16 protein-coding genes are annotated in these 17,542 nt (G+C 45.6%); 5 read left to right on the forward strand and 11 right to left on the reverse strand.

Annotated elements, in window-relative coordinates:
* Positions 1-39: 39 nt before the first annotated feature.
* The 6 genes from L7D49_RS12190 to L7D49_RS12215 form a co-directional block, all read right to left on the reverse strand.
* Complete coding sequence (locus tag L7D49_RS12190; RefSeq protein WP_238081212.1) at positions 40-822, reverse strand: enoyl-CoA hydratase; 783 nt, start codon at positions 820-822, stop codon at positions 40-42.
* 508 nt (positions 823-1,330) lie between these two features.
* Positions 1,331-2,845, reverse strand: coding sequence for a coproporphyrinogen III oxidase (locus tag L7D49_RS12195; protein WP_238081275.1), 1,515 nt, complete (start codon positions 2,843-2,845; stop codon positions 1,331-1,333).
* Between the two features lie 113 nt (positions 2,846-2,958).
* On the reverse strand, positions 2,959-3,309 hold the full coding sequence (locus L7D49_RS12200) for a YlbF family regulator (protein ID WP_238081215.1): 351 nt from the start codon (positions 3,307-3,309) through the stop codon (positions 2,959-2,961).
* 17 nt (positions 3,310-3,326) lie between these two features.
* Positions 3,327-4,469 carry a DUF445 domain-containing protein gene (locus tag L7D49_RS12205; protein WP_238081217.1) on the reverse strand — a complete coding sequence of 381 codons (1,143 nt, stop codon included), beginning with the start codon at positions 4,467-4,469 and terminating at the stop codon, positions 3,327-3,329.
* An 85-nt stretch (positions 4,470-4,554) separates the two neighbouring features.
* Positions 4,555-5,202: a glyoxalase gene (locus L7D49_RS12210; protein WP_238081219.1), complete on the reverse strand. Its 648-nt coding sequence runs from the start codon at positions 5,200-5,202 to the stop codon at positions 4,555-4,557.
* On the reverse strand, positions 5,199-5,492 hold the full coding sequence (locus L7D49_RS12215) for a hypothetical protein (RefSeq protein ID WP_238081221.1): 294 nt from the start codon (positions 5,490-5,492) through the stop codon (positions 5,199-5,201). Before L7D49_RS12215 ends, L7D49_RS12210 begins: the two co-directional genes overlap by 4 nt.
* A 142-nt stretch (positions 5,493-5,634) precedes the next feature.
* Between L7D49_RS12215 and L7D49_RS12220 the strand changes: the two genes are divergently transcribed.
* The 3 genes from L7D49_RS12220 (at position 5,635) to L7D49_RS12230 (ending at position 9,285) form a co-directional block, all read left to right on the forward strand.
* Positions 5,635-6,663: a hypothetical protein gene (locus L7D49_RS12220; protein ID WP_238081223.1), complete on the forward strand. Its 1,029-nt coding sequence runs from the start codon at positions 5,635-5,637 to the stop codon at positions 6,661-6,663.
* Positions 6,664-6,680: 17 nt separating this feature from the next.
* Complete coding sequence (locus tag L7D49_RS12225; RefSeq protein ID WP_238081225.1) at positions 6,681-7,460, forward strand: ABC transporter substrate-binding protein; 780 nt, start codon at positions 6,681-6,683, stop codon at positions 7,458-7,460.
* 133 nt (positions 7,461-7,593) lie between these two features.
* Positions 7,594-9,285, forward strand: a complete 1,692-nt coding sequence (locus L7D49_RS12230) for a methyl-accepting chemotaxis protein (protein WP_238081227.1) — start codon at positions 7,594-7,596, stop codon at positions 9,283-9,285.
* A gap of 49 nt (positions 9,286-9,334) precedes the next feature.
* On the opposite strand, the gene L7D49_RS12235 is transcribed toward L7D49_RS12230, so the two are convergent.
* Entirely contained in the window at positions 9,335-9,730 is a 396-nt protein-coding gene (locus L7D49_RS12235) for a ferritin-like domain-containing protein (protein WP_238081229.1), read from the reverse strand.
* 71 nt (positions 9,731-9,801) lie between these two features.
* Here L7D49_RS12235 and L7D49_RS12240 point away from each other — a divergent pair, with 71 nt between their 5' ends.
* Both L7D49_RS12240 and L7D49_RS12245 read left to right on the forward strand, forming a co-directional pair.
* The gene (locus tag L7D49_RS12240) at positions 9,802-10,005 is read left to right on the forward strand and encodes a YheE family protein (RefSeq protein ID WP_238081277.1); all 204 of its coding nucleotides are present in this window, start codon (positions 9,802-9,804) and stop codon (positions 10,003-10,005) included.
* A 46-nt stretch (positions 10,006-10,051) separates the two neighbouring features.
* The gene (locus tag L7D49_RS12245; RefSeq protein ID WP_238081230.1) at positions 10,052-10,201 is read left to right on the forward strand and encodes a hypothetical protein; all 150 of its coding nucleotides are present in this window, start codon (positions 10,052-10,054) and stop codon (positions 10,199-10,201) included.
* Between the two features lie 420 nt (positions 10,202-10,621).
* Here L7D49_RS12245 and L7D49_RS12250 read toward each other — a convergent pair whose 3' ends face one another.
* From L7D49_RS12250 to chrA, 4 genes are all read right to left on the reverse strand, one after another.
* Positions 10,622-11,878, reverse strand: a complete 1,257-nt coding sequence (locus L7D49_RS12250) for an MFS transporter (RefSeq protein WP_238081232.1) — start codon at positions 11,876-11,878, stop codon at positions 10,622-10,624.
* 230 nt (positions 11,879-12,108) lie between these two features.
* Entirely contained in the window at positions 12,109-13,860 is a 1,752-nt protein-coding gene (locus L7D49_RS12255; RefSeq protein WP_238081234.1) for an ABC transporter ATP-binding protein, read from the reverse strand.
* A gap of 1 nt (position 13,861) precedes the next feature.
* Positions 13,862-15,601 (reverse strand): ABC transporter ATP-binding protein, encoded by a 1,740-nt coding sequence (locus L7D49_RS12260; protein WP_238081236.1) that lies wholly within the window; start codon positions 15,599-15,601, stop codon positions 13,862-13,864.
* Between the two features lie 681 nt (positions 15,602-16,282).
* The gene (gene chrA, locus L7D49_RS12265) at positions 16,283-17,458 is read right to left on the reverse strand and encodes a chromate efflux transporter (protein WP_238081238.1); all 1,176 of its coding nucleotides are present in this window, start codon (positions 17,456-17,458) and stop codon (positions 16,283-16,285) included.
* Positions 17,459-17,542: the final 84 nt, after the last annotated feature.

The raw sequence follows: 17,542 nt of genomic DNA on the forward strand, positions 1-17,542 counted from the left end.
CCTTTACTTAAAGATATTTTTACTGGTAATTTAATACATTCATTTCCCTGTAAAAGAAGGCTTCCTTTTTTCAATAAATGCCTGGATTCCTTCCAAATGATCGGCAGTGCTGCGCATCGCTACTTGGGCTTCGCTTTCCATTTGCAACATGTCATCCAGCTCGTTCATCTTAGGAGCGTGTAAAATCTTTTTTGTCGCCAGCATCGCCTGGATCGGGGATGCCAGCAAGTGTGCAGCGAGTCCCGAAACTGTTTGATCCAGTTGCCCGCTTGGAACAATTTGATCCACCAGTCCCTTCGCTTCTGCCTCTGAACCAGTCATCACGTCACCTTTCCAAATGAGTTGCTTCGCTTGCGCGATACCAATCCGTTCTTTCAAGAAGAAGTGGCCCGCCCCATCCGGTACTAAACCGATGCCAATGAAATTCATCGCAAGTTTACTATCTTCCTCCGCAACAATGACATCGCAGCCTAACGCCATGCTGAAACCAAGTCCTGCAGCCGCACCATGTATAGCTGCAATGGTCACTTGCGGCAAACTGTACAATCCTTTCGCCAACCGGGTCACATCCACCATCACTTTGCCGATATCCATTGGCGATTCCGGGTCAATCATTTTCTTAATATCCCCGCCTGCCGAAAACGCCCGTCCCTCTCCTTGAAGGATCAGCACCTGCACAGACGCATCATTGCGCAATGCCTCAAACGCATCCGCCAGCTCCTTCATCATCACATCATCCATCGCATTCATCGCTGCTGGACGATTTAAATACAAACGCGCAAGCCTTCCCTCTTTCACCAATCTGATTGTCTGATACATCATGACACCCCTTTTAAAATGAATAGCTGTTCATAATGTACTATTCGGCGTATTTCGATAAAATCCTTTAATCGGCGGGGATAAAGTATTTTATGCTTTGGTTGCATTAGTCCTCCGGGAAATTGGATCCAGCAGTACTATATTCCATGCAGGCCAGGCGCGTCCTAGGCGCGCATAAATCGAGGTAACCGCGCATTACACTGCCTTACACGCGCATAATCTACTTTCACACGCGCATCCCCCTTCCCCAGGCGAGCATAAAGACGTGTCAACCGCGCATACTCAACTTCCACCCGCGCATAAAACCCTTTTCTTAATAGGCTCTACTTGATATGTATTCGTCTTTTAGTAAAAATCCTTGGTTGGTCAAAGGCATTTGGCGCGGCATCATTTGTCCAACATCTTTTAGATCCCCGCGGGGCAAGCAACGCATCTCTCGAATTGGCATACCGCAAAAAACCGCCTTTGAAATCAGCTACACACTGATTTCAAAGGCGGTTTTCATTCATATTTATGCTTCCGAAACAACCGGGCGATTTGGGAAGATTCGCTCCAAGTGTTCGATTTTTTTATCAATATATTCTTCAAACGTCAAAATGTAAGCGGCCGGATCTTTCGGATTTTGGAATTGCGTAATCTTTTCGGTGACGGGATCCATGAATTTACTGGATGCCCCGCAGCCGATCCCGATGATCGTTTGAACCTCTTCCATGATGAGAATATTGTATATGCTCTCTTCTCCTGGTTTGGCGTAGCCGACGTTTTCCAGATTGCCGAGGATATTTTTCTGCCGATACAGATAGTATGGAACATAGCCATTTGAGGCAGTCCATTGCTCGCCCCGTTTCATCATCTGCTCGACAGTCACACGGTCAGCTACCCGGTATTTGTCCTTATTTCGGGTCATTTCTGAAGCGCGTTTAAATGACAGTGTATGGATCGTCAATGATTCTGGCTGCATTTTTTCTGTTTCATTTAATGAATGCTGGAACTCGTCCAGTCCTTCATTTGGCAGACCGATGATGAGGTCCATGTTAATATTTCGCATGCCCATGTTTCGGGAAAGCCAAAACTTGTCGATCGTTTCCTGTACCGTATGATGCCGTCCAATTGCTTTTAACGTCTCATCCGTATAGGATTGCGGATTGACGCTGATCCGGTCGATTCCCCATTTTTTCAGCACTTCGATCTTTTCTGGAGTAATCGTGTCCGGGCGCCCCGCTTCGACGGTAACTTCACGCACTTCTTTCATATATGGAAATGAATCATACATCGTTTGATAGAGAGCGTCCATTTCGTCTGCTTCAATGCTTGTCGGCGTGCCTCCGCCAAAATAAATGGTCGTAATTTTGATGTCCCGTTCTTTCAGCCATTTGCCGATTTCACGCATTTCCTCATGCAAGCCATCCAAAAACGACTCGACCCGTCCATTTTTCCGGTGGATGGCATACGCAGGAAACGTGCAGTAGGCGCATTTCGTTGGACAGAATGGAATTCCGATATACAGGCTCACTTCGTTTTTCAAGTCATGCAGATCGGGAATTGCCCCCAATTGCACGTCTGCTATTTTCGCCAGCAAATCCACTTTCTCCTGCGAAATCCGATGCTGCTTCATTAGCAATTCCTTTGTATCTGCTACTGATAGTCCTTCATTACGATACTTATGATATAACTTCGTCGGGCGGATGCCGGTCAATATCCCCCAAGCCTGCTCCATACCTGTAGCCTGTTCCAGTGAATCGAGGAAGAGATGAGAGTAAATCCGTTTTAATTGCCGGTTGCGCTGCTTCTCGTCCCCTTCTTCTTCCTTTTCTGAGAAAGCAGAATGATATACATGCCCGTTCCACTTCAAGGTGGATTCCCCGCGCCATATGCCTTCAGTCTGCTCGACAGTAAATTCAACTTGAATTGCATCGTCCGTGCCTTCTATTTCAATTTTCGCTTCTTCAAAAAACAGATTCGCCAAATGGGTGAACATGCGAATCCAATCTTGTGGAAACGATTGCTGTATGATGATTTTTTGCAATTGAAGTACCAACTTTCTTTGATTACTCAAATACCTTTCCACATTGTATCAAAAATCCCGAAAAACCGCTTCTCGAAATAAAAAAACGACCTGATGACAGGCCGTCCATTTCATTATGATATCGTTTGGTACAATTCTTGCACCGGCTTCATAAGTACCCGGTTGACTTCTTCGATCAAGCCGCTCAGCTTCATTTCAGCTTGGAGCAAGTTCATGATCTTCTCATTTTGTTGCGCCAACTGAGCTGTTTTCTGTGCATACTCAAATTCTTCCGGGGCAATTTCTTCCCCTTTCATTTGCTTCTCCTGCAATGTCACTTGAATTTGACGAAAGCTCTTGAAAAGCTCCAATGCGGCCGTATCTGTTTTCACTTCGTTAATCGCTTTTTCGACTTCCGCAAATTCTTCGGTCTTGCGAAGTGTTGCTTCCAATCGGTTTACGTCATCATAAATATTTACTGTCATAGTAGGTCCCCCTCAGATTATGTTGTAAAAAATACGATCAAGCCTTGCACGATTCCAATGAGACCTCCGAGCAAAGCGCCAAGAACGGTGATCATCTTAAATTCCCGTCTGGAAATGCCTAAAACTAAGTCTTCCAACACGGCAACCGGAAATGAATCTACTTGCTCCCTGACAATTTCATCTAGCTTCAGCCTGCTAAGAGAGGCCTCCAACTGCTTTTCTGCCTGGTCGAATGCAAACCCCACAAGCTTCGGCGTTATATGGGCCGAAGTCCAATCGGATCCTGACGGCCAGTACTCGGCCAGTGTCTTATCCATTCTTGCTTCGATCGCAAGTTCCCTCTTAGCATATGCTTTGATGGAAATGAACAGTCCATCCCAATCGAAGTTGCCGATCAGCTCTTCCATTGGACGTTTTGTGAGCTTATTCCATTCTTTTTCAAGCAATGAATGTACCAAGTTATATGTCCCCGGAGCGGTGACGAATTTCAAAGCTTCCCGCTGAACTTTTTCCACAAGGGAGTTCGAATCTCCGAATAGCATATTCAACATGCCGCCGAATGTTCCTTTGGACTCCAGAAAATCATTGATCAGCTTCTGAAACATCACTTTCCCTTCATAGGAATCAATATAATTCTCAGCACTTTGCAAAATATGATTCGTAATGGTCGGCAAATGTCCGCTTGCCTGTTGAAGCCATTGTGCCGGCACCACTTCCTCGACTGTCCCGGTCATTAATTTTCGGCGTACGGATGCCAATTGCCCGTCCATGACAGCCATGACCTTTTCTTCCGCTTTCCCTGCAAATTCAGAAGCTCCAGCGACTGCCAGCCAATCGTTCAATGTCTTGTCAGATTGGAGAATATGCTCATCCAATTTGCGCTGTACAAATTGTTCCGCTTTTGTTTCCATTTCGGCCGTCAGTAATTTCTTCCGAAACGTCTCAGGTGTCAATAAATAATTCGTTACGGTCTTTCCAAGCTGTTTCGCCAATTCATCACGGCGTTTTGGAATTAATCCCGGGGTGAAAGGCACCCGCCAGCTGCCGATATATTTCGGTTCATGCGGCCTGAAGAGCATCTTGATGGCCAAATGGTTCGTAAAGCCGCCGATCAAAGCCCCGATGACTGCCATGAACAGAAGGGTCCATATGAAATTCATCGCTTCACCTTTTCCTACATAGTTCCGCTACATTATAACAGAACCATTGCATAGGCAAAAAGAATAAGGTCTGCTTGACTAGAAATCATTTCAGCCAATTTCCATCATTGTCTATCCCAATCCTCTTTCCATTCCAGGACATTTCAAGCGGAAATACCTCGGATGCCTTCTTCGAAAAATACCATCGCCTGCCGGGAGGGACGAGCACAATGTACGTGTCTCCTCTTCCTAGGAAGTTTAACTCATTCGGATGGATATCCGTTCCTTTCCGCAGCGGGATGCCTGCATCCAAAAGCTGTTCTCCAACTCCCGCCACATCTGGCGTGACGATACCGACTTCGCTAATATTTAAGAAGGACTCTTTCGTCAAATCGCCAAACAAATCTCTTTTTCTCCTGCCAATCAACTCGACGATATTGCCCGCAGGATCTTCAAAGTACATCGAATCTGCGTCGAAACTCGGGAAATACACCTCATCCCGTCCGTCTTCCCAATTTAAAGAAAGCCGGTCTTTGATGAAATATTTCATCATGGAGAATTGATTCCCCGGAATATTGAATGCGAAATGATAAAATGCAGGCTGTTCCGTTTCTTTGAAGGTTACTTCTGATTCACCGACCCGAAATGTCATCTGCCCGTTTGACTGTTCGACCAAGTCCAGCTCCAGTAAATCTACGTAAAACCGTTTCAATGATTTTAATTTATTTGTATAAAATGTCGCTGATTCAATCATCCCTGGATTCTCCCGTCTGTTTTCCCCATCACTTTTGAAAGAATTTTATGCAAAAGTATGAGTGTAAAGTATAGAAGCAATGCGCCAAAGACTAAATTCCATAGATCAAAAAACAGATGTTGTACGTTACCCGGTTTGAACAAGTCAGCCGATACGGCAATCGGTTCTTTTCCATAGTATTCAACCCAGTGAAGCGGCCAGCCAAAGCGATATCCGGGCTGCGGAATAATCAAAGCTGAAAGCGCAACAAATAAGACACAAAAGCCGAATAACTTTTTATAGCGCAGCATATTCTCCCCCCCAATTCCTAGCTATATCAACCATCCAATCACAGTGACTATTTCAAGAATTATTGGTAAACTATTATACAACAATTCTAACATATCCATGCTGCAGCTGTCCGCGGCTGCACATACTCAAAGGAGGAGCACGATGACAATTCAATTTCGAAAAGAAGAAGAGTTTTTTACTTTCCATGACCCGATGCAGGGTGGCAAACTCATTGATCGCAAGACAGAAGTTCGATTCGATCCGCTGACAGGAGAGACAGCACGTATCATTTTTGATCCAGGAGCGCCTTTCATTCCTGCTGATTTTTCTGAAGAAGCTGCTGCAACAGCAGGCAAAAAGTGTCCATTTTGCCCTGAAAATGTCTTTGATTCAACACCTAGATTTCCAGATGAATTATTCGACGGGGGGCGTCTGATCCATGGTGAGGCCGTCGCATTCCCGAACCTTTTCCCTTATAGTAAGCATAATGCCGTCGTCCGGATGAGCGATCAGCATTATGTGAAGCTGGATGAATTTACAGTGCCGCTTCTAAAGGATGCATTCATGACCGCGCACCAATATGTAGAGAAAGTTGCGGAGTTTGATCCGAAAACGGCATATGCATCCATCAACTGGAACTATCTCCCTCCCTCTGGAGGCAGTATTATTCATCCGCACATCCATGTGCTCGCTTCTGAACATCCAACAAACTATCAGGCAAAGATTGCCCGCTCAAGCAGGGATTTTACCGAGCGTGAGGGCGTCAGCTTTTTTGAATCATTGGCAGCTGAGGAGAAAACACATGGAGAGCGTTGGATCGGCACTAAAGGATCCATTGAATGGGTTCACGCCTTTGCCCCTCTCAGCCATGCGGACTTTATCGGCATAACCGATGCGGCCGCCTTAGAGGATTTGACGGATGCACATTGTGAAAACTTGGCCGAAAGTCTAAAAGCATTCTTCGCTTATTTCCAACAAGCCGGCATTAACAGTTTTAATCTAGGCCTGTTCATTCCCCTCTCCGGTTCGCAAGCCGAGCGGGTCCACGTCCGCCTCGTTCCACGGATGACAATTGGCATGTTGAAGACGAGCGATATGAATGTCTTTAATTATTTGCACGGTGAACCGCTTTCCTTGAAAGCTCCAGAGGAAGTGGCAAAGGCGGCTAAACTCCATTTTGCAGAAAACTAATAGAGTAGGTGTTTTTGATGAAAAAAGAAGTGATTGACCGGACTGGACGTCCTGTTGCTTTTAATTATCCACCCAAACGGATCATTTCCTTGTGTCCGGGGATTACGGATACTTTATTCGCTCTCGGATTGGAACAAGAGATTGTCGGCAGAACCCGTTTTTGCAAATATCCTGAAGATCGTGTCCAATCGGTGCCCGCTGTGGCCGGGACAAAGGACTTGAAGCTTGAGGCGATTCTCGAGGCAGTACCAGATCTCGTCATTCTGGAAAAAGAGGAAAACACGAAGGAAATGGCAGAGCTGTTGGAGCAGCATGTGCCTGTCTATGTGGCTGAAGTACAGACGGTCCAGGAAGCCTTTCAAATGATTGAAACGATGGGCGACTTGACGGACCGCCGGCTAGAAGCAGAAAAGCTAGTGTTGGATATTCAGCTTCAGTTTGAAAAATTGTCGGCTCGAGCAGGTGCGCGGGCCGCTTATGTGATCTGGAAAAAACCTTATATGGTCGTCGGCAGAGATACTTATATACAGGATGTATTGCAACGACTAGGATTTGAAAATCCATTTATTCAAAAGGAAGGCCGTTATCCAGCAGTCACCCCGGATGATTTTCAGGAGGCGCGGCTTGATACGGTCTTTCTAGCTTCCGAGCCGTATCCTTTTAAAGAGAAGCATCTGGATGAATTCAGAAAAATGGCGCCGGGAGCTGAAGTGGTCCTGATTGATGGCGAGATGCTATGGTATGGGCCTCGAATGCTTGAGGCACCAGACTATTTCATTAAAAATCTAGGTATGTAATCAACCCTTATATGCCCAATCTACTAACTGGTTATACTTTACATAGTTTGATAGGCATGCTATCATCCTCTATGGTATCTATACTAAATGTGCTACTAATGGCTCATTAAATTCCATAAGAGGTGTATACATTGTGAATCGTTTTGCATTTAAGAGCGTTGCTATGAAAATATTGGCCGGTTTCGGCATTGTTATTTTATTAATTTCTTCCTATAGCACGTTCAATTTCTACGTTACAAAAAGTGAAAACAAGCAAATGGAAGAAATCATTAACCGGCAGACCGAATTGTTGATTGCCAATCAGCTGTTGTCCAATTCGTTATCTTCAAGAATTTCCTTTGTTCAAGGGTATTTATTAACTGGCCAAACCGTTTATTTAGATCTGTTCGATCAATATACTGAACTTGGAAAGACAAATGAAGATATTGTCCGCTCCCTGGATGACAGCAAAGAATTTGATACGCTTATCCAGCAAACCGTCGCATGGCGGGAATATATTCAAGAGGAAGTTTTCAACGAATACGAGCGGGGCAATAAAGACAACGCCCTACGGAATATGATGATTTCAAGCAATGACTTGAAGGTCATCAAAGATGGCTATGAGCAAATGGCAAAAGAGCGTGAAGCGGAAATCAAAGCAATGGGTGCAGAGATGCTGAAGCATAGTAAAACAAATTCCATCATTGGAGTTAGTACGTCCATTACAATAACGATTCTCGCCATCATTGCAGCATTGGTGACAGCACGTCTCATTTCCAAACCAATTCAGTCGGTTACGACGCGCATGCGTGCTATTGCAGATGGCGATATTAGCCAGGAACCTTTAGTAACAAAATCTCGAGATGAAATTGGGCAGCTGATCGGGGCGACGAATGAAATGAACGCCAAGATGCATTCGATCCTTCAACAGATCAATGAGGTAGCAAACACTGTTGCCTCCCATAGCGAGGAATTGACCCAATCGGCTAATGAAGTGAAGGCCGGATCGGGGCAAGTCGCCATGACAATGCAAGAATTGGCGGTAGGTACGGAACGACAGGCATCGCATGCCGGGGATCTAGCTTCCTTAACAGCTTCATTCCATCAAAAAGTGCAAGAAACAGATGAGAGCGGTGCAAGGATACAAGGGTATTCCCGACAAGTCAGCGACATGGCTTCCGAAGGGAATCGACTCATGGACTCGTCTATGAATCAAATGGAGCGCATCAACCAAATCGTCCGCGATTCAGTTGACAAAGTGGAGAAATTGCAAGACAACTCTGCTCAAATTTCATTGCTTGTTTCTACTATTAAAGATATTGCCGAGCAAACCAATTTACTTGCGCTGAATGCAGCCATCGAGGCAGCACGAGCTGGCGAGTCCGGTCGCGGGTTTTCGGTTGTTGCGGATGAAGTTCGGAAACTGGCTGAACAAGTTGCACTGTCCGTCTCGGATATTTCATCTATCGTCTCTCGTATTCAGCATGACACGAGCCAGGTCACGAACACATTGAAGGACGGTTATAGCGAAGTGGAGTCCGGTTCGGACCAATTGAAGAATACCGTTCAAACATTTGAGCGCATCAATGAAGCAGTCAATCAAATGGAAACCGGCATTGCAACCATTGCTGGCAACTTGAATGAGATTGCCGAAAACAGCCAGCAAATGAACCAGGCAGCGGACGATATCGCTTCCGTCTCACAAGAAGCGGCGGCAGGTGTTGAACAAACATCCGCTTCGGTTCAACAGACGTCCAGCTCCATGGAAGAAGTCGCAGCGAGCTCCGAGCAGCTTGCCAAGCTTGCAGAAAACCTAAATGGTCTCGTAAGGCAGTTTAAATTATAACGTCAAAAGGGCTGTCATGAATGTCTACTGACTTCAGACAGCCCTTCTTTTATCCACCCATTGCATTGTAAATCGCCGTCATTCGGATGGCATGCTCCATCTCATCATGCATGGCTATGAAAATTGGATTGTATGCCTGTTGAAATGGTATACTCAGCAGCATGATCTTATAATGCTCGACTGAATCGAGTTCATCAACAAGCGCCCGCCTTGCGCACTCTTTTAAATCATGACAGGCAACCGGTTTTCTAGGATTTTGAACAAATGTCCCGGTCATCATATAATAGAGCTGTTGCATCATCTCGTAATGGCTTTTTTCATCTTCATACGCATGTTGAATAAAATCCCGCCACAATTGATTATTTGTCTGCTCATACATGGATTTGTAAAAATAATAGGACCGATATTCGTCCTCGATGGCCTGCTTCAATTGATTCACAAACACGGCAGCATCCTTTCGCTCTCATTTCTTCACTCTATGCATGCGAAAGCTGCCATATGAAAGGAGCGATTTCATTGCTGCAGCATTTTAACTATAAACCGATGTATACGGAAGGCACTCTGCCGGGCTGGACATTTTCTTTTTTCTATCAGCAACAACGCTATACAGGAGATTATATGCCGGACGGCGAAATTCGATGGACCGGAGAAACACCACCTGAAGAAGAGACGGTCAAAAAAACGATCCACGAGCTCATGACGTTCCACGTTTATGAATGAAAGAATTAATTCCACATATACTACTTCCCGACAAGGAGGAGATATGATGGATAAAGAAAAATCACCGGAACAATTGCGGAAAGAAAAAGAGCAATTGAAAATCCAAAACCAAAAAACCGAAAATGTCTTCGAAGACAAAAGCCGCGTTCCGAATGAGCAAAACGCCTGGAAGGAAACGCAGCCTGAACGGTTTTAATTATGAAAGGGTTGGGATCGAACTGAGTTCCAACCCTTTTGAGTGCCTTCAGATAACAGCAGGTTTCTGTGTTTCCGCTCCACTCTGCTCCCCTTCCTTCATGGACTCCTTTCCTCTACTGAAGTCATCTGGCACAGGTGCCAACCTCTGTTTGGTCAACGGCATTCTGCGCGAAGTAGCATTTGCTTTCCTATGTATCCTCCCGCGATTCTGGCAGTTCCACTACTAGGGGCAGGCGCGCCCAGCCGCGCATTAACCTGGCGTACCCGCGCATACGACTCCCGTACTCGAGCATAAACAATGCGTACCCGCGCATAAATGGTGTCTATCCGAGCATTAACTCCCCCACGAAATTAATTTCAACACCCAATCATCCCATTAAAAAACTGCAGACAAATATCGTCTACAGTTAGTATTGATCTATTCATCCGCCAATTTCCTGCGGCCAAAAATGAAATAATAATAAGTGGATGAAATAACATAGAGCACGGCTGTGATCGTGAAGGCGTAGGCATATCCCCAATACGTGCCTTGCGAGACGACGAGCCCCGTTGCAATCGGCCCCATGGTCGCCCACCCTAGATTAAAGACCATCTGGTTCGTCGAATTGGCAAGCCCCTTGTATTTATCAGATACCACTTCCATCGCGACTGCACTTTGAATCGGATTGCCCGCATTCATTAACGCCTGACGCATTAAAAAGCCGAGCGACGCGAGCCATAAGGAAGTCGTATAGGCAGTTAAAATTAAAAACGGAATGGACAGCATCTGGAAGAGAATGAGAGCTTTCACCTTCCCCATCCTTCTGGACAGGGCAGGACCGATCATCGCCGCCACCGCTGTCATTGCAGAGCCCAGCGACAGTACTAAGCCGATATAGGAATTGCTGGCGCCAAAGCGATTTGCAAAATAAAGATTTAAATAAGGAACAACGAGACCTGATCCAAAACCGATGAGTAACCCCGCGAACGAGAAGTGGAAAATAACAATTAAATTACGTTTTAAGCTGTCCTCCGCTTGCTGCTGTTTCGAAACCCTTTCAGTCTTCTGCTCAGCATGTTCCTTTCGCTTCTCCTTCAATTGAAAGAAAGGAATGAGCCCTGCCGTAAAAATAGCTGCTCCAATATAAAGTGAATAACGGATGGCATCCACAGTGCTCATTTTCAAGATGCTTTCCAAGGCATCGGCAATAATTCCGCCAAACAGGCTGCCGAAAACATTGGCAACGGTAATAAAAGCAAAGTTGACGCTAAACAGGTGAACCCGCTCGGAAGGAGATGAATTCTCCGCTAAAAACGGAATTCCAGACACTTGTACAAACGCCATAAAAAGCCCCGTCAGAAAGGCAGCCGTAATAATCGGGGTTTCTGTCACCGCCGCTCCTCTGAAAAACAAGGTCGAAGCTGTTAAGACGGCACCTCCGACGATCAGCCATTTCCTTCCAATTTTATCGCTTAAGAAACCTGCCGGAATGAGCATGATCGCTGAAGCTGTAGCCGTCATGGAAATGACCTTTCCGTTGACCGTCTCCGGCATGCCAAGCTCACGGATGTATAAATTGTACATGACCATAAAAACACCCATCCCAATTTGGATGAGTATATTGCCTAACATAAAAAACCGGACGTTCCGGTTAAACGATAAGAAATTCCGTTTCCAGTCCGATATCCATCTCATTTTCGTTTCCAACTTTCCTAGCACACTATTTCGATAATCTAAATATACGTGTTACTGAATAGTTTCGCAAGTAGAATTGGAGATTTAACAGACTTAAAACTGTTCATGCGAATTAACCTGTCGCAGCACCTTCACCATCCATCTCGCATGCCTTCACTCAATACTTTTGAAAAGCCTCCCCCTGGCCGATTGCACGCAAAAAGGAGGCCCGTTACCGAGCCTCCTTTCCTTTATCCTACCTTTGCGCCATTACCCGCCTGCAGTTTATACATTTGCGCATACTGGCCGCCAAGGGCAAGCAATTCATCATGCGTTCCCTGCTCCACAATTTCTCCGCGGTCCAAGACAAGAATCCGATCCGCGTTTTTAATTGTCGATAAGCGATGGGCGATGATAAAAGTTGTGCGTCCTTTTTTCAGCACATCCATCGCATGCTGGATGATTTCTTCTGTTTCTGTATCAATATTCGAAGTCGCTTCGTCCAGAATCAAAATGGCTGGATCGAATGCTAATGCACGCGCGAATGAAATCAATTGCCGTTGTCCGGAAGAAAGTGTGCTTCCCTTTTCGACAACCGGCTCATCGATGCCGCCCGGCAAGTGCTTCAGCACCCGTTCGCCACCTACCGCATCAAGTGATTGCTGGACCTTTTCCCGGGAAATGCGTGCATCCCCTAGACTGATGTTCGATTCGACTGTTCCGCTGAATAAATATGGATCTTGCAGAACGATTCCCATATGGTCACGGATCGTCTGGCGCGGAATCTGGCCAATATCCTTCCCATCAATAGTAATACGGCCTTTCGATACATCATAGAAGCGGAAGAGCAAGTTCATGATAGAACTTTTTCCGGAACCAGTATGGCCAACCAGCGCCACCGTTTCCCCTTGTTTCGCTTCAAATGAAATATTCTTCAGCACATATTCCTCTTCTTTATACGCAAACCAGACATCCTCAAACCGTACGTTTCCACGGTAGCGGGCGATCTTTTCATCGCTGACTGGCTCCCCGTTGCGATCCATCAAATCAAAGACACGATCTGCAGCGACAAGCGACTGTTCCAATCGCGCAAACTGATTGACGATACCTGTGATCGGGTTGAACAAACGCGTAATATAATCGACAAACGCATACAGCAAGCCGACAGATACGACACTTCCAGCAGTTAATGAAGCCCCGCCGAAATACCAGATCAGGAACACGAAAGCGAGTGAGCGGATAATATCAACCAAGTTATGGGACGTTGCCGCCTCCACTTTCAATAGCTTGCTTTGATAGGTGTAATGCTCATCATTGATTGCATTGAACTCCGAATCCATTTGCTTTTCCCTGCGGAAAGCCTGGATGATTGTCATCCCATTAATGGATTCATTGATCATGGCGTTCATTTCACTGTTCTTACTACGGATAATATGGTTCACTTTTGAAGCGAATTTACGATATGCCTTCATCCAAATATACAAGACTGGCAAGACGAAAAGGGTGATCGCCCCCATCTTCGGTTCCAAGTAGAAGAGTGCAATGAAAATACCGAGCATATACATGCCGCTGATCGCGAATTGCGATACAACCGTTACATACAAGTTACGGATTGCTTCCGTATCGTTCGTAATCCTCGCGACTACCTTTCCTGCCGGCAAATTATCGAAGTACCGGATCGGAAGCCTTTGAATATGAGCATATAGCTCATTCCGCAACTTTTGGATAATGCGGTTTGCCGCTTGCTGCAACAGCAAGTATTGAAAATAACGCAGTATAGCTGTCACGACTGCCAATCCAAAGAAGACGGCAAGTAATTTAGCAATTGGTGTGAAATTGATTGACTGATCCACCGATGTTGCAATATGGTCATCGATAATCTTTTTCGCAATCAATGGACCCATCAAGTCAGCTCCAACGGCAAACGCCAACAACACCAATCCTGTAATAAGAAGCTTTTTATAAAACAACGCATAATGCAATAAACGTTTTCCTGTACCCATCTTATTCAACCTCCCCGATCTGCTGGCGGTCGAATTGCTCTTTGTACCATCCATTCATCGCAAGCAAGTCTTCATGTGTTCCTTCTTCAATGACCTTGCCATCGTCCAGGACGATGATCCAGTCCGCATGTTCAATAGCGGAAAGGCGATGCGTTGTAATGATGGTCGTCTTGCCTTCCCGTTCCGTCTGGATATTCTCAATGATCTTTGATTCTGTTTTCGCATCAACGGCGGAAAGCGAGTCATCTAAAATGAGAATCTCCGGATTTTTCACGAGCGCCCGAGCGATGGATATCCGTTGTTTTTGTCCGCCTGACAACGCAACACCTTTTTCACCGACGAGCGTTTCCAGACCAGCCGGAAGCATTTGCAAATCCTTTTCGAAGTGAGAAAGTCGAATGGCTTCCGCGATATCCGCCTCCGTCGCCTCCGGACGGCCGAACAGGATATTTTCGCGAACCGAACGCGAGAACAGCACATGATCTTGCGGAACATAGCCGATCCAGTCGCGCACTTGGTCTTTCCTTAATGAATGAAGCGAAACATCCGAGAACGCAATATCCCCTTCCCCAGCAGGATACTCACGCAATAGCTGTTTAACGAATGTCGTTTTCCCGCTTCCTGTCTTCCCGACAATCCCGAGAGTCTGCCCGCGTTCAAGCCGTAATTCGATATGATCGAGGTTGACTGCACTCGACATCGGATATTGGAAGCTGACATCGTTGAAACCAACACTTTCCGGTTTCTCTACATCAATATGCTTCTCAGGATCTTTCACATCTTCTTCATATTCCAGCGTCTCCATGACACGGTCTAAAGAAGCGTTCCCTCTTTGCAATACGTTGATCAGTTCCCCGATTGCAAACATAGGCCAGACGATCATCCCTAAATAGACGTTAAATGTAACGAGCTTTCCAAGCGTAATATCCCCAGTCGACACGAGATAAGCTCCATAGCCAAGCCCGATCATATACGTCATAGCTGTAAATGTTTTAGAAAACGGCATGAAGAGCGCGTCAATCTTTTCTACATGCATATTTTTCTTATAGACATCCTCTGTCATATCCGCAAATCGTTGTTCCGTTGCACGCTCTTGCACATAAGCACGAACAACACGGACACCTGCGACCGCTTCAAGGACGTTGTCATTCAAATCTCCGAATGCATCTTGCGCGACCATATACCGTTCGTGAATTTTCTTGCCAAGCACTTGCAAACTATACGCCAAAATCGGCAACGGCAAGATGGCGACGAGTGTCAGCTTCCACGAGATAATGAATCCCATTGTTATGATCAACGTGCCTAGATAAGCAGTCGAATCGATGAGCGTCATAATACCAAAGCCGGCTGTTTCGGAAATGGCGCGCAAATCATTTGTCGAACGGGCCATTAAATCACCCGTTTTATTTTTTTCATAAAATGTTGGTGTCATCTTTAAGAAATGACGCATTAATCGAGTCCGCAATTGCCGCTCAATGACATAGGCTCCGCCAAACAGCTGGTACTGCCAGACAAAGTTACCAACATAAGAAACCAGCATGATCAAGAACATCCCGCCGATGAACAAAGCCAACAGATGAGTCGTCATCGTCTGTGTATGGATGGCATCGATTGCCTGGCCGATAATCCACGGCGGCAAGATGACGAGCACATTCGCAATCATAAGGAGAATGAGCGCAATCGTATACCGCTTGCGATTCTCCTTGAAAAACCACTTTAATTTAAATAAAACCGAAAACATACGTATCTACCTCTTCCTTGATTCGTAACTATCCACTTTCAAGAGATTCCTTTTTTAATAATTTCCGTTGCTGTTTGATGAAAGTCATCACCAGCACTCCTTTCCTTCGTATTTTTATATGTCACACGCATCGCGTGAAAACACCTAATTTCCATATTTGGAAAGACAAAAAAGCACACGCCTCCTACAATAAGCGTGTGCTCAAAAAAGGAACGGCTGTTTGCCGTCCAAATATGATTAGTTATAATTCAACGAGTTGGCCGGCACGGAATATGATATTGTAGATGTTGAAATCCAGTTTGCAAAGTTTTCATTTTCCGCACCTCCCTCACTATTTCGATTTTCGAATAATTCTACATTACATGTTCAATTTACATTTGTCAATAAAATATCGGAAAAAGTTGGACACTAATTTCCTACTTTTCTTGTTCTTCGGACTATGCCCTGCCTGGTTTCAGCCACGTCCTCGCCGGGTAATGATAGAGCAAGGCCGAAAAGGTCTCCCGATTGCAGCGAATAGTTTGCAACATTTCTGATTATACTGTTACTAGCAAGATAAGTTGGCGCCATTCCCCTTGACGTCATACAACCCCACGGCAATGTAACATATGCACCAGGAGCGAAAAACGCTCCTGGTATTTTTTTGACCGTCCTATCCTATGATGAAAACCCTTCATTCATTCAACCAAACAACGAAAATGCCCCGGCTCCTAAGATAGTCGTGACAATGACGACAATCCATGGAGACAGCTTATAATGGACGAGCAGGGCAAACGCAATTAGCGCAATGGCAAAATCGACTGGCTTATGTATGGAACTCGTAAAAACAGGATTGTACAGAGCCGCCAGCAAAATGCCGACTACTGCCGCGTTTACTCCTTTTAATGCCGCCTGGATGCCTGGCTTCGAACGAACGGCCGACCAAAAAGGAAGGGCACCAATGACAAGCAAAAACGAAGGCAGAAACATAGCCGTAACTGCAACGAGCGCTCCGACAGGTCCATCCATATATTGTCCCAAGTAGCCGGAAAGGGTGAAAAGTGGGCCTGGCACTGCCTGCGCGGCCCCATAACCTGCGATGAATGTCTCGGCATCCATCCAGCCCCCCGGCACAATCTCTCTTTCTAGCATCGGCAAAACGACATGCCCTCCACCGAATACAATGGAACCAACCCGATAAAAAATATCGAAAATAGCTGCTAATGAATGATTCCATAATGGACGCAGCAGCGGCAAAGCGATCAGCAGTCCGAAAAATACAACCCATGCTGCCATTCCAATCCGTTTCCCGAAGGAAAGAGTCAAATCCTTCACTGCATCGGTCTTTTCTTTCCTATACAAATAAAATCCTAACACTCCTGCAAGCACGATTATCATGATTTGTCCAAATGCAGTTGGTATTAATAATGTAGCTACGGCTGCCAGCACGGCGATTGTGATCCGTTGCCGGTCAGGTGTCAACGTTTTGCCCATTCCGAGCAGCGCATGCGCGACAACAGCAACCGCAACAATTTTTAATCCTTTCAGCCAACCAATATCAAACGTCGCATTAGACATGAGATAAGCAAATGCCATCAATAAAAGAACAGATGGCAAAGTGAATCCTATCCATGATAACAGACCGCCAAACAATCCCCCGCGCATGAGACCGATGGCAATGCCGACCTGAGAGCTTGCCGGTCCGGGCAGAAATTGGCATAGTGCCACAAGATCGGCATACATCTTATCATCCAGCCATTTTTTCCTTTTCACATATTCATCTCGGAAATATCCGATGTGAGCGGCCGGACCGCCGAATGACGTCAGCCCAAGCTTAGTGGAAGCCTTTAAGATCTCCCAATACCTTGATGTACTCATTCGAAATCCTCCCCCTTTCACTCTTCCATCCAGTATACCTGAATCGGGCAAAATCATTTGTTTTTTTCTTGTAAATAATTTATC

Origin of the sequence: Sporosarcina cyprini (genome assembly GCF_022048975.1) — a bacterium.
In the GTDB taxonomy this organism is placed as follows: domain Bacteria; phylum Bacillota; class Bacilli; order Bacillales_A; family Planococcaceae; genus Sporosarcina; species Sporosarcina cyprini.